The organism is Bradyrhizobium vignae, assembly GCF_004114425.1.
Lineage (GTDB): Bacteria > Pseudomonadota > Alphaproteobacteria > Rhizobiales > Xanthobacteraceae > Bradyrhizobium > Bradyrhizobium vignae.
In genome coordinates this window covers 67,600-82,414 of sequence record NZ_RDQF01000002.1, presented here as the reverse complement: position 1 = coordinate 82,414, position 14,815 = coordinate 67,600, and the positions used below count along the sequence as shown (strand labels likewise).

Annotated in this window: 12 protein-coding genes; 8 read left to right on the top strand and 4 right to left on the bottom strand. The window is 66.4% G+C overall.

Going from position 1 to position 14,815, the window contains the following annotated elements; all coding sequences use genetic code 11:
• Positions 1–41 precede the first annotated feature (41 nt).
• A complete protein-coding gene (atzD, locus tag EAV90_RS01925) occupies positions 42–1,148 on the bottom strand; it encodes a cyanuric acid amidohydrolase (RefSeq protein WP_129142426.1) in 1,107 nt (368 codons plus the stop codon).
• A gap of 328 nt (positions 1,149–1,476) precedes the next feature.
• Here atzD and EAV90_RS01920 point away from each other — a divergent pair, with 328 nt between their 5' ends.
• The 4 genes from EAV90_RS01920 (at position 1,477) to EAV90_RS01905 (ending at position 6,446) form a co-directional block, all read left to right on the top strand.
• Positions 1,477–3,813, top strand: a complete 2,337-nt coding sequence (locus EAV90_RS01920) for a Tex family protein (protein ID WP_129142425.1) — start codon at positions 1,477–1,479, stop codon at positions 3,811–3,813.
• A gap of 285 nt (positions 3,814–4,098) precedes the next feature.
• On the top strand, positions 4,099–4,593 hold the full coding sequence (locus EAV90_RS01915; protein ID WP_122401116.1) for a hypothetical protein: 495 nt from the start codon (positions 4,099–4,101) through the stop codon (positions 4,591–4,593).
• Between the two features lie 97 nt (positions 4,594–4,690).
• On the top strand, positions 4,691–5,383 hold the full coding sequence (locus EAV90_RS01910) for a response regulator transcription factor (protein ID WP_122401117.1): 693 nt from the start codon (positions 4,691–4,693) through the stop codon (positions 5,381–5,383).
• A complete protein-coding gene (locus tag EAV90_RS01905; RefSeq protein ID WP_129142424.1) occupies positions 5,370–6,446 on the top strand; it encodes a sensor histidine kinase in 1,077 nt (358 codons plus the stop codon). The genes EAV90_RS01910 and EAV90_RS01905 overlap by 14 nt, the downstream gene beginning before the upstream one ends.
• 12 nt (positions 6,447–6,458) lie before the next feature.
• Here EAV90_RS01905 and EAV90_RS01900 read toward each other — a convergent pair whose 3' ends face one another.
• Both EAV90_RS01900 and EAV90_RS01895 read right to left on the bottom strand, forming a co-directional pair.
• The gene (locus tag EAV90_RS01900) at positions 6,459–6,827 is read right to left on the bottom strand and encodes a response regulator transcription factor (protein WP_129142423.1); all 369 of its coding nucleotides are present in this window, start codon (positions 6,825–6,827) and stop codon (positions 6,459–6,461) included.
• On the bottom strand, positions 6,824–7,690 hold the full coding sequence (locus tag EAV90_RS01895) for a S1C family serine protease (RefSeq protein ID WP_129142422.1): 867 nt from the start codon (positions 7,688–7,690) through the stop codon (positions 6,824–6,826). The genes EAV90_RS01900 and EAV90_RS01895 overlap by 4 nt, the downstream gene beginning before the upstream one ends.
• A gap of 202 nt (positions 7,691–7,892) precedes the next feature.
• Between EAV90_RS01895 and EAV90_RS01890 the strand changes: the two genes are divergently transcribed.
• The 4 genes from EAV90_RS01890 to EAV90_RS01875 all read left to right on the top strand — a co-directional run bounded on the left by EAV90_RS01890 (position 7,893) and on the right by EAV90_RS01875 (position 13,498).
• The gene (locus EAV90_RS01890; protein WP_122401121.1) at positions 7,893–8,858 is read left to right on the top strand and encodes a VOC family protein; all 966 of its coding nucleotides are present in this window, start codon (positions 7,893–7,895) and stop codon (positions 8,856–8,858) included.
• A 58-nt stretch (positions 8,859–8,916) separates the two neighbouring features.
• Positions 8,917–9,792, top strand: coding sequence for a dihydrodipicolinate synthase family protein (locus EAV90_RS01885; RefSeq protein ID WP_129142421.1), 876 nt, complete (start codon positions 8,917–8,919; stop codon positions 9,790–9,792).
• Positions 9,793–9,962: 170 nt separating this feature from the next.
• The gene (locus EAV90_RS01880; RefSeq protein ID WP_129142420.1) at positions 9,963–11,048 is read left to right on the top strand and encodes a S1C family serine protease; all 1,086 of its coding nucleotides are present in this window, start codon (positions 9,963–9,965) and stop codon (positions 11,046–11,048) included.
• A gap of 125 nt (positions 11,049–11,173) precedes the next feature.
• Positions 11,174–13,498: a xanthine dehydrogenase family protein molybdopterin-binding subunit gene (locus EAV90_RS01875; protein ID WP_122401124.1), complete on the top strand. Its 2,325-nt coding sequence runs from the start codon at positions 11,174–11,176 to the stop codon at positions 13,496–13,498.
• Positions 13,499–13,615: 117 nt separating this feature from the next.
• Here EAV90_RS01875 and EAV90_RS01870 read toward each other — a convergent pair whose 3' ends face one another.
• Entirely contained in the window at positions 13,616–14,812 is a 1,197-nt protein-coding gene (locus EAV90_RS01870) for an acyl-CoA dehydrogenase family protein (RefSeq protein WP_129142419.1), read from the bottom strand.
• Positions 14,813–14,815 lie beyond the last annotated feature (3 nt).

Sequence of the window (14,815 nt, the reverse complement as noted above, 5' to 3'; positions counted from 1 at the left end):
GCGCGAGGGGCAGGGTTGCACGGCGCGGTGGGGTCGCCCTATCAGGAAGAGAGCCGCGCGATCGCTGCAACCGGCCCGCCGCCCGCAGGTCCCTGATGCTCGGCGCCGCCGGAGACGTAGACCGCACCATTGCCGGCAAGGCCCGCGAGCAGTCCGCCGACCGCAGCGCGGGCATGGCGCGTCGCGCTGATGTCGGTGTCCTCCAGCATGGTGTGGCGAAAGCCGCGTACGCTGCCGTCAGGCGAAGCCTCGGCCTTGGCGAAGACGTTGACGAGCTCACGGCTTGATTGCGGCGTAGTACCAAGCCCGACGCTGTTCAGGGCCGCCATCACTGCGGCGGCATCGATCGCGTCCTTCATCACGGCGTGCCCGATTTCGAACTCACTTGCTGACGATGTTGAATTGCCGAGCACGATGACGACGTTGTGCATCAGCTCGATCCCGGACGAGGTCGAGGCGACCTTCGAGAACAGGTCGTAGCGCCGCAGCACGTCCTCGTCGCGGATACCAGGCGCGATCTCGCCGAGCGCGACGGCGACGCCGAGCGCGGAAGCGCCGCGGGAATAGGCCATCGAGGCGTAGGCGCTGGTCGTCGTTGTCTTGCTGCCGCGCGCCGCTGCCGCCGCGATGCGATCACTGGTGAGCAGCGGGCATTTGATCTGCACGAAATGGACGTCGGCGGGATCGCTGATGCCGGCGTCCGCCATCGCGGCCTTCACGGCCGTCGCCGTTTCCGTGATCTGCGTCGCGCGGCCGAGCTCCTCAGGGAGGAGGTCCCGCGTCTGCGCCATGCCGATGCTCAGCCGCTTGCCGGAGCGGCCGTCCGGACGAGCTTCGACCGTCCGGCGTGTGAATACCGTGACATGCGGGCTGAGCACGCCTTCGGTGCCGCCGGACATCACGAAGGCAATGCGCTGCTCGACGTCGTGCGGCGGCAGGTTGAGGTGTGGTGCAAGTGCGGTGCACAGCGCGGCAACGGCATATTCCCGCGTAAAGTCGTTGACGCCGCCATTGCCCTCGGTCTTGCCGAGGATCGCGAGGATCGACTTGGGATCGATCGTGCCGGAGCTGATCAGGCTCATGAGGCCGGAGACGTCGCCGGGGCCGCTGGTCGCGATCTTGAAAACGCCGACCGATGTTGCAGGCATACTGGTCCTCAGAGTTCGGTGGTCCGGCGGATCAAGCAGGCGCGGAACGCGGGGCTGATGTCAAGCTGCAAGCGATGCACTTTCACCGTCAGCCTGAAAAAGGTTCACACCCTCTCAGGATGACGGCCGGCTATTCTGGTCTGCCGCGACGCAAGAGAGAAGCCGCCAGCCCCCACGAATGTGGCGAGATCGCATCGATCCAGCAAAAAATCCTCTGTCGAAGGTCCTCCGCCGCACCTTGATGAATCAACCTTGGTTGGTCCATAAGCTCCGTCCCGCGGCCGGTGGTTCGCCCCTGCGCCGCGTGCTTTGACAGAGGGAATCTCGCGTGGCCAACATCAACCAGAAAATTGCGCAGGAGCTTGGGGTTCGCGCCGAGCAGGTCGAGGCGGCGGTGACGCTGCTCGACGGCGGCGCCACCGTTCCCTTCATCGCCCGCTACCGCAAGGAAGCGACCGGTGCGCTCGATGACGCGCAATTGCGCACCCTGGAGGAGCGCCTGGTTTATCTGCGTGAGCTCGAAGACCGCCGCAAGGCCATCCTCGAATCGGTCCGCGAGCAGGGCAAGCTCGACGCCGCCCTCGAAGCCTCCATCATGGCCGCCGACAGCAAGGCACGCCTCGAGGACATCTACCTGCCGTTCAAGCCGAAGCGCCGCACCAAGGCGGAGATCGCCAAGGAAGCCGGCCTCGAGCCGCTCGCCAATCAGCTCATGGCCGAGCCCGGCAACGATCCGAAGGTCGTGGCGGAAGGCTTTGTCAACGCCGATAAGGGCGTGGTGGATGCCGCCGCCGCGCTCGATGGTGCCCGCGCCATCCTGGTCGAACGGTTCGACGAGGACGCCGACTTGATCGGTGCTCTGCGCGAGGAAATGTGGACCAACGCGCGCATGGCCTCCAAGGTGCGCGACGGCAAGAAGACCGAGGGCGAAAAGTTCGCCGACTACTTCGATTTCTCCGAGCCGCTGACCAAGCTGCCGTCGCACCGCATCCTCGCGATGTTCCGCGGCGAGAAGGAAGAGATCCTCGACTTGCAAATTCAAGCCGAGGCCGAAGCGCCGCCGCCGGGCGTGCCGAGTGCCTATGAACTCAAGATCATGAAGCGCTTCGGCATCGCCGATCTCAAGCGCCCCGGCGACCGCTGGCTGATCGACACCGTGCGCTGGGCCTGGCGCACCAAGATCCAGGTCCATCTCAACATCGACCTGCGGATGCGGCTGTGGAACTCGGCCGAGACCGAGGCCGTGCGCGTGTTCGCCTCGAACCTGCGCGACCTCTTGCTGGCGGCGCCCGCCGGCACCCGCGTCACCATGGGGCTCGACCCCGGCTACCGCACCGGCGTGAAGGTCGCCGTCGTCGATGCCACCGGCAAGGTGGTCGACACCACCGCGATCTATCCGCACGAGCCGCAGCGGCAGTGGAACGAGTCGCTGGCGACGCTCGGCCGGCTCGCGCTGAAGCATCGCGTCGAGCTGATCGCGATTGGCAACGGCACCGCCTCGCGCGAGACCGACAAGCTCGCGACCGAGCTGGTGAAGGGGCTGCCTGAGCTGAAGATGAACAAGATCGTGGTGTCGGAAGCCGGCGCCTCGGTCTATTCGGCCTCGGCCTTTGCCTCGGAGGAGTTGCCCGGCCTCGATGTCACGCTGCGCGGCGCGGTCTCGATCGCGCGTCGCCTGCAGGATCCGCTCGCCGAGCTCGTCAAGATCGAGCCCAAGGCGATCGGCGTCGGCCAGTATCAGCACGACCTCGGCCAGGCCAAGCTCGCCAAATCGCTCGATGCCGTGGTCGAGGATTGCGTGAATGCCGTCGGCGTCGACGTCAACACCGCCTCCGCGCCGCTGCTGGCACGCGTGTCGGGCGTCGGCTCCGGCCTTGCCCAGAGCATCGTGGCGCATCGCGACGCCAACGGCCCGTTCAAGTCGCGCAAGTCGCTCAAGGACGTGCCACGGCTCGGGCCGAAGGCGTTCGAGCAGTGCGCGGGCTTCTTGCGCATCCTCGGCGGCGAGGACCCGCTCGATGCCTCCGGCGTGCATCCCGAAGCCTATCCCGTGGTGCGCCGGATTCTCGAAGCGACCAAGAGCGACATCAAGGCATTAATCGGCAACAGCGACGTCGTTCGCACGCTGAAGCCGAAGGATTTCGTCGACGAGAGGTTTGGATTGCCGACCGTGACCGACATCCTGCGCGAATTGGAAAAGCCCGGCCGCGACCCGCGACCGGCGTTCAAGGCTGCCGTGTTCAAGGAGGGCGTCGAGGAGATCAAGGACCTGAAGAAGGGCATGATCCTCGAGGGTACCGTGACCAACGTCGCTGCCTTCGGCGCCTTCGTCGACATCGGCGTGCACCAGGACGGCCTCGTGCACATCTCGGCGATGTCCAGGAGCTACATCAAGGATCCGCGCGAGGTGGTGAAGCCCGGCGACATCGTCAAGGTGAAGGTGCTGGATTTCGAGGTCGCCCGCAAGCGCATCTCGCTGACGCTGCGCCTCGACGACGAGGTCGGCGCCAAGAAGGACGCTCCCGGCATGCAGCGCGACAACGGCTCGCGCAACGCGAGCCGTATGACCTCGTCGGCGCCGCGCAAGCAGGAGTCCTCCGGCGGCGGCGCTCTCGCGGAGGCGCTGCGCAGGGCTGCGGAGAAGAGCGGCGGTAAGCGGGCGTGACTTCTGCCTCTCCCCGCTCTTTGCGGAGAGAGGTCGGCTACTCGCCGTACGGCAAACTCTCTCCACATCGTCATTGCGAGCGCAGCGAAGCCATCCAGAACCGCTTTCGCGGCGGGACTCTGGATTGTTGCAAAGGCTCCTCGCAATGACGGGGAGAGAGCCTGCCCTCCCTAACACCGGCGTCAGAAACTGGCGCATTTGTAAGTTGATAGGGACAGCCCATTCGCATCTCCTGATCCCCTTCGTGCAGCGGGACTAGCGCTGCACTGCAAGGAGGATATTCCGATGAAGAACAGGCTTCTCACAGGGCTCGTCGCGGCGACAGTTGCTGCGACGCTGGCGGCTGCGGCGCCCGCTCTCGCGCGCGGTGGTTTTGGCGGCGGCGGCCATGGTGGCTTTGGCGGCGGGCATTTCGGTGGTGGCGGCATGCACGTCGGCGGAATGGGCGGGGGCATGCGGATGGGCGGCATGGGCGGCGCTCATTTCGGTGGCGCCCGCTTCGCCGGTTCCCCGATGGCCGCTCACGCGGCGATCGGGCCGCGCTTTGCCGGTGCGCCGTTCGCGACCCGCGCCGCCTTCGGACCGCGGTTTGCCGGCACGGCATTCCACAGGCCCTTCATTGGCCGACATGCCTTCTTCTTCCGGCATCATCGCTTCCACCGCTTCGCCTTCTTCGGCGCGCCTTTCATCTATGCCAGTTACTATGACGGCTGCTGGCGCAGGAGCTGGACGCCCTACGGATGGCAATGGGTCAATGTGTGCGGGTACGATTGGTACTAGCATCGCCGGACCGCACCATTGTCGCGATCGCCACCGGGCAGTTCCGCTCAGCCCCGGAACGGGATAGTCTGGTGGCGACCGTCGCGCGGAGTCTTGCATGACCGGAGGTCACCGCCGCATCCTGGTCGTCGAGGACGATCCGGAAACCGCAGGCCAGCTCGTCGAGGAACTGACGACCTCGGGCTATGACGTCGATCTCGCCGCCACCGGGCGCGAAGCGCTGAGCCATGGTTCGGCGCGCGACTATGCCGTGATCACAATCGACCGCATGCTACCCGATATCGACGGGATCAGCGTGATGCGCCAGCTGCGCGATGACGGCGTCGCCTCACCCTTTCTGATCATCTCCGCACTCGGCGAAGTCGACGACCGCGTGCGCGGCCTGCGCGCCGGCGGCGACGATTATCTCGTCAAGCCATTTTCCTTCACCGAATTGCTGGCGCGGCTGGAGGCGCTCGGCCGCCGCAGCGAGACCATCGCCAAGGAAACGCTGCTGCGCGTCGGCGATCTCGCCATCGACCTGATCGCGCGTAGCGCGAGCCGCCGCGGCCGCAAGATTCCGCTGCTGCCGCGTGAATTCCAGCTGCTCGAATATCTCGTCCGCAACGAGGGCCGCGTCGTCTCCCGCGCGATGCTCCTGCAGCATGTCTGGGACCTGCATTTCGATCCCTCCACCAACATCATCGACGTCTATGTCGGGCGCGTCCGCCGCAAGGTCGACGACGCCCAGGCTTATCCGCTGATCCACACCATCCGCGGCATCGGATACTGTCTCCGTGCTCCTGGCTAAGACCCTCCGCTCCTCGACCTTCCGCCTGGCGCTGATCGCGATCGCGACATTCGGGCTGATCGTGGCGGCGATCATGGCCTATGTCTATTTCGGCACGCTCGCCTATGTCGAGCGCCGGGTCGGCACTGTCGTCGATCATGACGGTTTCACCGGCATGATCGAGCTCGCGATGGCTGCCGTCGCTGCGCTGCTGCTGGTGCTCGCCGGGCTCGCAGCCGTGCTGGTGACGCGACGCACGGTCGGACGGATCGAACAGATCAACGCCACCAGCCGCGCCATCATGCTCTCCGGCCTCGACCAGCGTATTCCCCTGCGGGGCAGCAATGACGAGTGGGATCGCGTCGCCGAAAATCTCAACCAGATGCTCGACCGCATCGAGACGCTGATGGGCGAGGTCAAGCAGGTCAGCGACAATGTCGCGCATGATCTGCGCACGCCGTTGACGCGCATGCGCGGCCGGCTGGAGAAGGCCTTCCACGCGCCGCGCAACAGCGAAGCCGACGCGGCGCTGATCGGCGACACCATCGCCGATCTCGATGCCGTGCTCGGCATGTTCGCCTCCATCACGCGGATCTCCGAGATCGAGACGCGGGCCCGCACCGGTGCCTTCCGCGCGCTTGATCTCGCCGAGATCGCCGGCGAGGTCGTCGAGCTCTACGATGCCGCCGCCGAGCAGGTCGCCACGCGCCTCAGCCTCGATGGTGACCGCGCGGTGGCGATCACCGGCGACCGCGACCTGCTGTTCGACGCCATCGCCAATCTCGTCGACAACGCGATCAAGCACGGCCGCAAGGGCGGGCAGGTGACCGTGAGCTGCCGCAGAGCCGATGGCGGTGCGTTGATATCCATTGCCGACGACGGTCCCGGCATTCCCGCCGAGCAGCGCGATCACGTCTTCAAGCGCTTCTATCGACTCGAGCAGAGCCGCTACACGCCGGGCAATGGTCTCGGCCTCAGCCTCGTCGCCGCGGTCGCGCGCCTTCATGGCGCCGAGGTTGCGCTGCAAGACAATGCGCCGGGCCTGAAGGTCGAGCTCCGCTTCCGAGCGACGTCGGCGCCGTGACGCCCGGCGGTGTCAAAGCTCGATCACGCCACGCCGCGCCGCATGCGCGACCGCATCGGTGCGTCCGGTGGCATCCAGCTTGTCGAGCAGCGAGCCGACGTGGAATTTCACGGTGTGCACGGAGATGCCGAGCTGCCGGGCGATCATCTTGTTGGAGGCGCCTTCGGCCATCAGCGCCAGCACGTCGAGCTCGCGCTGGGTCAGCGCGATGTCGGGCCTGATGCGCGGGTCGCGGGCGACAACCGTCACTGAGGCCGCTTCGCCGGGCGCGGCGAGGCGTAACCCTGTGACGTTGCCCAGCAGCTTCGCCAGGCGATCGGCGAGAGCGGGATCGTCGATCTCCAGCGACAGCACGATCTCGGGCGCGTTGTCCTCGCTCACGCCTCAGGCCTCTCGCCGACCGTGACCTTGAAGCTGACCGGCTCGCCGCCGCGGCGGGCGGCGACTTCGACCACCGCGCCGACGCTCGAAGGTCCGAGCGTCCGCGACAAGGCGCGCACGCCGGACAGCTTCTGGTCGTTGACCGCGACGATCACGTCGCCCTGGCGGATGCCGGCCGCGGCCGAGGGGCCGGCCTTGTCGACACTCATCACCATCGCCCCGACGCCATCGTCGAGCCGCACCGGCTGGAGCCCGAGGCCGAGATATCCGCGTGCGATGCGGCCACGTGCCTCAAGCTGCGGCGCGACACGTTCGATCGTCGCCGTCGGAATGACGAGGACGCGCCGCGGCCCGAGCACCGCCATGCCGAAGGCATCGCCCGATGCGTCGAGCGCGAGGCCGCCCTGCTGGCTATCGCGCAGGCGAACGTCGAGCTCGATCCGGGCGTCGATGTCGCCTCCGCGCAAGGAGCGCCAGCCCTTGCCGGACGCCGATACCATTCCAAGCGCGGCGCTCGGCGTCTCGCGATGGGTGGCGACCACGATCGACAGCGCGCCGAGGGGCGGGACCGTGGAGGCGAGTTTGACCGGTGCGACAGCGGCCTCAGTGCGCAGCAGCGCGATGTCGGTCGTGTGGTCGCGGCCGGCGATCGTGGCCGCGACCCGGCTGCCGTCAGCGAGGCCGATCTCGACCTCGCCCTCGTCGGCCAGCGCCTCATCGGCAGTGACGATCAGACCGGGCTTCCAGGCAAAGCCGGTTGCGCGGGCGCGATGCGAATGCACGGAGACGACGGAGGGCGCGGTGCGCGCCACCACGTCCGCGAGCGCGGACGACAGCAAGGTCAGAGGAGTTGAATCAGTCATGGCAGGCTCCTGTAGTTGCCCTCAATCTGGGATGCCGCGCACGATTGCGAAACTGGCCGGGTGGCCAGGACCAGAGCAGGGACAGGGCGGTCCGCCGCAGGACCACGGCCGACGAACATGTGATTGGGAGCGCCTCACGGGAACGTGTAGCAATCCCGAAAGTGCGCCCTTTGGCACCAAGGATTTCAGCGAGCCCTGACAGATGACCATCGATCTCACCCGCCGCACCCTGCTTCAACTGGCCGGCGCCACCTCGCTTGCGATGGCCGCCGCAGCGGCGGCGCGCGCCGAGGGCACACCGCAGGGCGGCGGCCCGACCTATGCCAGCCGCACGCCGATGCGGGTCGGCATGGTGACGCTCCGGGTGAAGAATCTCGAGAAGATCGCGGACTACTACCGCGACGTGATCGGTCTCACCGTGATGGAGCGTTCGGCAACCGGCGCGAAGCTCGGCACGGCCGGCATCAAGCTGCTCGCGCTGGAAGCTCGTCCCGATGCGGCGATCGAGCCGCGCAACGCCGCCGGCCTCTATCACACCGCTTTCCTGATGCCGACCCGCAAGGATCTGGCGCGCTGGCTGGTTCACGCGGCCTCGCATCGCGTGCCGCTGTCGGGCTTTGCCGATCACCTCGTCTCTGAATCCATCTATCTCGACGATCCCGAGGGCAACGGCATCGAGGTCTATGCCGACCGCGACCCTTCGCAATGGCAATGGAGCGAGGGCAGCGTGAAGATGGCGACCGACGAGCTCAACATCCCCGACCTGCTGTCGCTGACCAATACGCGCGTTGCCGACTATGCCAAAGCGCCGGACGGAATGCGCGTCGGCCACATGCATCTTCGCGTCGGCGATCTCGCGCAGGCCGAGAGCTTCTATCATGGCACGGTTGGTCTCGACCCGACCCGCCGCCGCGACGGCGCGGCGTTCCTGTCGTCGGGCCGCTACCACCATCACCTTGGCATGAACGTCTGGCAGAGCCAGGGCGCCGGCCAACGCGATGAGCAGACGACGGGACTTGCCTGGTTTTCTCTGATGATGGCGAAGCCGGAGCTGCTCGCCGCCCAGGAGGAGCGCCTGCGCAAGAACGGTGTGAAGGTCACGGCGCTTGCCGACGGCCTGGAAGCGATCGATCCCTGGGGCACGCGGGTACGCTTGCTCAAGGTTTGATCGCTGGAGCTGGCGTTGGTAATACCGTCGGGTGCCAGCTGCTCTCCGGGAGCCCGACATGTCCGAATTCCACGGCGTCTTTCCCTACCTCGTATCTCCCGTTGATGCCGACGGCACGGTGCGGACGAACGTCCTTGCGAAGCTATGTGAGGACCTGATCGCTGCCGGCGTCCACGGGCTGACGCCGCTGGGCTCGACCGGCGAATTCGCCTATCTCAATGCAGCGCAACGCACCTCTGTCGTACGGACCACGATCGAGGCGGCGAGGGGCCGCGTGCCGGTCGTAGCCGGCGTTGCCTCCACTTCGACGGCGGATGCGGTGGCGCAGGCGAGAGCCTATCAGGCCCTCGGCGCCGACGGCATCCTGGCGATCCTGGAGGCTTATTTCCCGCTCTCGGATGTCCAGGTGGAGTCCTACTTCCGCGCCATCGCCGATGCCGTGGACATTCCCGTCGTCATCTACACCAATCCGCAATTCCAGCGCTCCGATCTCACCCTCGACGTCATAGCGCGCCTCGCCGAGCATCCGCGCATCGGCTACATCAAGGACGCCTCGACCAACACCGGCCGGCTGCTCTCGATCATGAACCGCTGCGGGGACGCCTTGCGCGTGTTCTCCGCCTCCGCCCACATTCCGGCGGCGGTGATGCTGATCGGCGGCCGCGGCTGGATGGCGGGACCTGCCTGCATCATCCCGCGCCAGAGCGTGATGCTCTACGACCTCTGCAGGGCCGGCCGCTGGGACGAGGCCATGTCGCTCCAGCGCCGGCTGTGGCGCATCAACGAAGCCTTCGCCCGCTTCAACCTCGCCGCCTGCATCAAGGCCGGCCTTTCGATCCAGGGCTACGACGTCGGCGACCCCGTCCCGCCGCAGGCCGCGCTGACAGTCGAGCAGCGCAGGATCGTCGAAGCCGCGCTGAGGGAGTTGGCATAGCCGATTGTCACGCGGCAATATGTCCTCGGACGCCTGCCAAGAGCCAAGCCGTTCCCCATCTGCCTGACCGGGAAACTTCCATCCGCTTGGGACGTTGCTGCGTGAGCGAGGTCCGCCAGCTTATGTATCTGCATTCCGAGCATGGTCTTCAGCACACGCAGTGATCACCCATGAATCGTCGCTACGGAATTGCCGCGGCAGTTTTGGCCGCTCTGCTCGTCGTGGTCACCGCCGCGAAGATCCAGCATGTGCCGTGGACCACGCCTGCCGCGCGAGCCATCGAGCAGCGCGGGCCGTTGTCCGAGGCCGAAAAGGCCACCATCGACATCTTCGAGCGCGTGTCTCCCTCGGTCGTCCAGGTGGCGGCGAAATCGGCGGCCAATCCGCTGATGGGCGAGGAAGCCCAGGGCGGCGCTTCCGGCACGGGATTCGTCTGGGACCGTGAGGGCCATCTCGTGACGAACAATCATGTCGTGGCCAATGGCGAGGAAATCGCCGTGCGTTTTGCGTCGGGAGAGGTGGCCCAGGTCGATCTGGTCGGCACGGCTCCCAATTACGATCTTGCGGTGCTGCGGATCCGCAGTGTGCGCGAACTGCCTCCGCCGGTGGCGCTCGGCAGCTCGAGCGACCTGAAGGTCGGGCAATCCGCCTTTGCGATCGGTAACCCCTTCGGGCTGGATCAATCGATGACCAGCGGCATCATCAGCGCGCTCAAGCGCAGGCTCCCGACTCATGGCGGCCGGGAGATTGCCAATGTCATCCAGACGGACGCCGCGATCAATCCGGGCAATTCAGGCGGACCGCTGCTGGATTCTGCCGGCCGGCTGATCGGCGTCACGACCGCGATCATATCGCCGTCGGGTTCCAACGCCGGCATCGGCTTCGCGGTGCCGGTCGATGTCGTGAACCGGATCGTGCCCGAGCTCATCCGCAACGGCCGGGTGCCGACACCCGGTATCGGCATCGTGGCCGCCAGCGAGGATGTGTCGACGCGGCTTGGTGTCGAAGGGGTGATCGTGGTCCGGACCGCCCCCGGCAGTCCTGCCGAGCGCGCGGGAATTCGTGGTGTCAACTTTTCGACCGGAGCGGTCGGAGACATCATCACCGCGGCCGACGGCAAGCCGGTGCGACGCCTCTCCGACCTGACCGATGCGCTTGAGCTGTCCGGGGCCGGAAAGACCGTTCGGCTCACGGTCAAGCGCGGCTCGGATACCCGTGATGTGAACGTAAGCATCATCGATATCGACAGGTCTTAGCGGGCCAATCCGCGCCTGCAAGGGGCTCTGACGCGCATTGCAGATGCGCCGGGGCTCGGTTGTCTGACCCGCAAAATCGGTTAAAACCGCCGCGGTCGTTTTCCGGATTTCGAGGACATAACGGAATGAACATTCTTCCCGGCAATTTGCGTTTCGGAGCGGGGCAACCCGTCAAGCGTTTGGAAGACCTCAGGCTGCTCACCGGGAAGGGACAGTTCATCGACGACAAGCCGGAAGACGGCGCGCTGTGGTTGCACGTGCTGCGTTCGCCGCATGCCCACGCCAAGATCGTCTCGATCGACACCAGCGCCGCGGCCGCAATGCCCGGCGTCACCGCGATCTACACCGGCGCGGACCTCGTCAAGGACGACATCGGCAGCATCCCGACGTTGAACATCTTCAAGCGCCCCGATGGCAAGCCGATGACAGTGCCGCCGCGCCGGCTGCTCGCCCACGAGGTCGTGCGCCATGCCGGCGAGGCCGTGGCCGCGGTGGTGGCTTCATCGCGCGTGGAGGCGCAGAGCGCCGCCGAGGCGATCGTGGTCGAATACGACGTGCAGCCCGCGGTGGTCGATCCCGTCGAAGCCGTGAAGCCCGGCGCGCCCGTGGTGTGGCCGGAGGCACCCGACAACATCGTCGGCGCGATGAGCTATGGCGACGCCGCCAGGGTCGACGAGGCCTTTGCCAAGGCCGCGCACACGGTCGAGCTCGACATCGTCAGCCAGCGCCTCGTTCCTTCCGCGATGGAGCCGCGCTCGACCATTGCCGAGATCGACAGGAAGTCCGGCCGTCTCCTCCTGCACGTGCAGTCGCAGACCCCGGCCTCGACCCGCGACGTGCTGGCGGAAGCCGTGCTCAAGCGTCCCAAGGACAGCGTGCGCGTGCTGGTCGGCGACATCGGCGGCGGCTTTGGCCAGAAGACCAACCTCTATCCGGAAGACGGCATCGTCGCCTATGCCGCGACCAAGTTGAACAAGAAGATCCGCTGGCGCGGCGATCGCACCGACGAGTTTGTCGGCGGCACCCATGGCCGCGATCTCACCTCGACGGCCTCGTTCGCGCTGGACGAGAAAGGCAAAGTGCTGGCCTATCGTGTCAAGTCGATCGGCTGTACCGGCGCCTATTCCTCGGGCGCGGCCAACATCATTCCGCTGGTGCTCGGGCCCTTCGTGCAGACCGGCGTCTACGATCTGCCGCTGGTGCATTTCGAAGTGAAGACGGTGATGACCCACACCGCGCCGGTCGGTGCCTATCGCGGCGCCGGCCGACCCGAAGCCGTCTTCATCGTCGAGCGCCTGTTTGACGCGGCCGCACGAAAAATCGGCATGGATCCGCGCGCGATCCGGAAAGCGAACTACATCAAGCCGGCGCAGCTGCCCTACACCAATGCCGCCGGCCAGGTCTACGATTCCGGCGCCTTCGCCCACATGCTCGACCGTGCCGTCAAGCTCGCCGACTGGGACGGCTTTGCCGCGCGCAAGAAGGCGGCGAAGAAGAAGGGCCTGCTCTACGGCCGCGGGCTCACCTCCTACATCGAGTGGACCGGCGGCCGCGCCCACACCGAGAAGGTCAGCCTGCACGCGACCTCTCAGGGGCGCGTCGTGCTGCATTCCGGCACCATGGCGATGGGGCAGGGGCTGCAGACCACCTACACCCAGATGATCTCCGACTCGCTCGGCATTCCCATGGACAAGATCGACGTCGTCCAGGGTGACACCGATCTCGCCATGGGCTTCGGCAGTGTCGGCTCGCGCTCGCTGTTCGTCGGCGGCACGGCGGTCGCGGTCTCCTCCAACGACCTGATCCAGAAGGCGCGCGAGAAAGCGGCCAACGTGCTGGAGACCTCGGTCGAGGACATCGAATATCAGGGCGGCATGCTCACCGTGGTCGGCACCGACCGCCGCATCAGCCTGTTCGATCTCGCCGAGAAGGAGCGCGGCGCCAAGCTCAGCGTCGATTCCGAAGGCGAGGTCGATGGTCCGAGCTGGCCCAACGGCACGCATATCTGCGAGGTCGAGATCGATCCCGAGACCGGCGTCTCCAAGGTCGTGCGCTACACCACGGTCGATGACGTCGGTATCGCCGTGAACCCGATGCTGGTCACCGGCCAGATCCATGGCGGCGTCGCGCAAGGGATCGGCCAGGCGCTGTATGAAGGCGTGTCCTACGACGCCGACGGCCAGCTCCTCACCGCGAGCTACCAGGATTACTGCATCCCGCGCGCCGACGACGTTCCGCCGATCGTGGTGACGCTCGACGATTCGGCGCCCTGCCGCACCAATCCGCTCGGCGCCAAGGGCTGCGGCGAATCCGGCGCGATCGGCGGCCCTCCTTGCGTCACCAACGGCGTGATGGACGCGCTCGCCGATCTCGGCATCACCCAGCTCAACACGCCCCTGACGCCGCAGAAGATCTGGCAGGCGATCCGGGATGCGAAGGCGGCGGGGTAAGCCTTCAAGGGCACCGTCATTGCGAGCGCAGCGAAGCAATCCAGGATCTTTCCGCAGCGGCAGTTCTGGATTGCTTCGAAGGGCTCCTCGCAATGACGGTGGAGAGGGCCGCAGCCATCAAATCCCGAGCATCATCTTCGCAATAATATCGCGCTGGATTTCCGAGGTGCCGCCGAAGATCGTGTAGGCGCGGCCGTTGAGATATTCAGGCATCACCGTCAGCATTTCCTCAGGTGTCGCCGGCTCGTGGTTGAGCTTGTAGAGCGGGCGCATCGGCTCGACTGCGAGCGCATCGTGGCCGATCACGTCGGCGCCCAGCCGCGTCACGGCCTGGCGGATCTCGCTGTTGCGCAGCTTCAGGATCGACGACACCGCGCCGGGATTTTGCCCGGTCTGCAGCGCCGAGAGCACGCGCAACTCGGTCATTTCCAGCGCGTCGATATCGACCTCCACCTCGGAGATCCGCGTCGCGATGTCGGGACTGTCGATTGCGCGGCCCGTGAGGTCGGAGCAGGCGAGATCCGCGATCGCCTTCAGGCCCTCGCGCAGCTTGGCGGAGGCGATGCCGGCGCCGCGCTCGAACTCGAGCAGATATTTGCCGTAGGTCCAGCCCTTGCCTTCCTCGCCGACGCGATTGGCGACGGGCACGCGGACGTCGTCGAAGAACACCTGGTTGACCTCGTGGTCGCCGCCGATGGTGAGGATGGGGCGCGTCGTGATGCCCGGCGTCTTCATGTCGATCAGGATGAAGCTGATGCCGTCCTGCTGCCGCGGCCCGTCGCTGGTGCGCACCAGTGCGAACATGCGGTTGGCGTGATGGGCATGCGTGGTCCAGATCTTGGTGCCGTTGATGATGTAGTCGTCGCCGTCGCGGACCGCGCGCGTCTTCAGCGAGGACAGATCGGAGCCGGAGCCCGGCTCGGAATAACCCTGGCACCAATAATCCTCGCCGGAGAGAATCCGCGGCAGGTATAAGTTCTTCTGCTCGGGGCTGCCGAAGCCGATGATGACGGGCCCGACCATCTTCACGCCCATCACGTTGACGTTCGGCACGCCGGCCCGCGCGCATTCGGTCTCGAAGATCCAGCGCTGTGCCGGCGTCCAATTGGGACCGCCATATTCGACCGGCCAGCCCGGCGCGCCCCAGCCCTGCCGGTGCAGCGCGCGCTGCCAGGCCATGCCGATATCAGGATCGGAGAACACCGACGGCGTCAGCGCGGTCGCGCGCTTCATCTCCTCGGTGAGATTCTTTGCAATGAAGCCGCGCACCTCGTCCTGGAAGGCACGCTCCTCGACATTGAACGACAGGTCCATGAG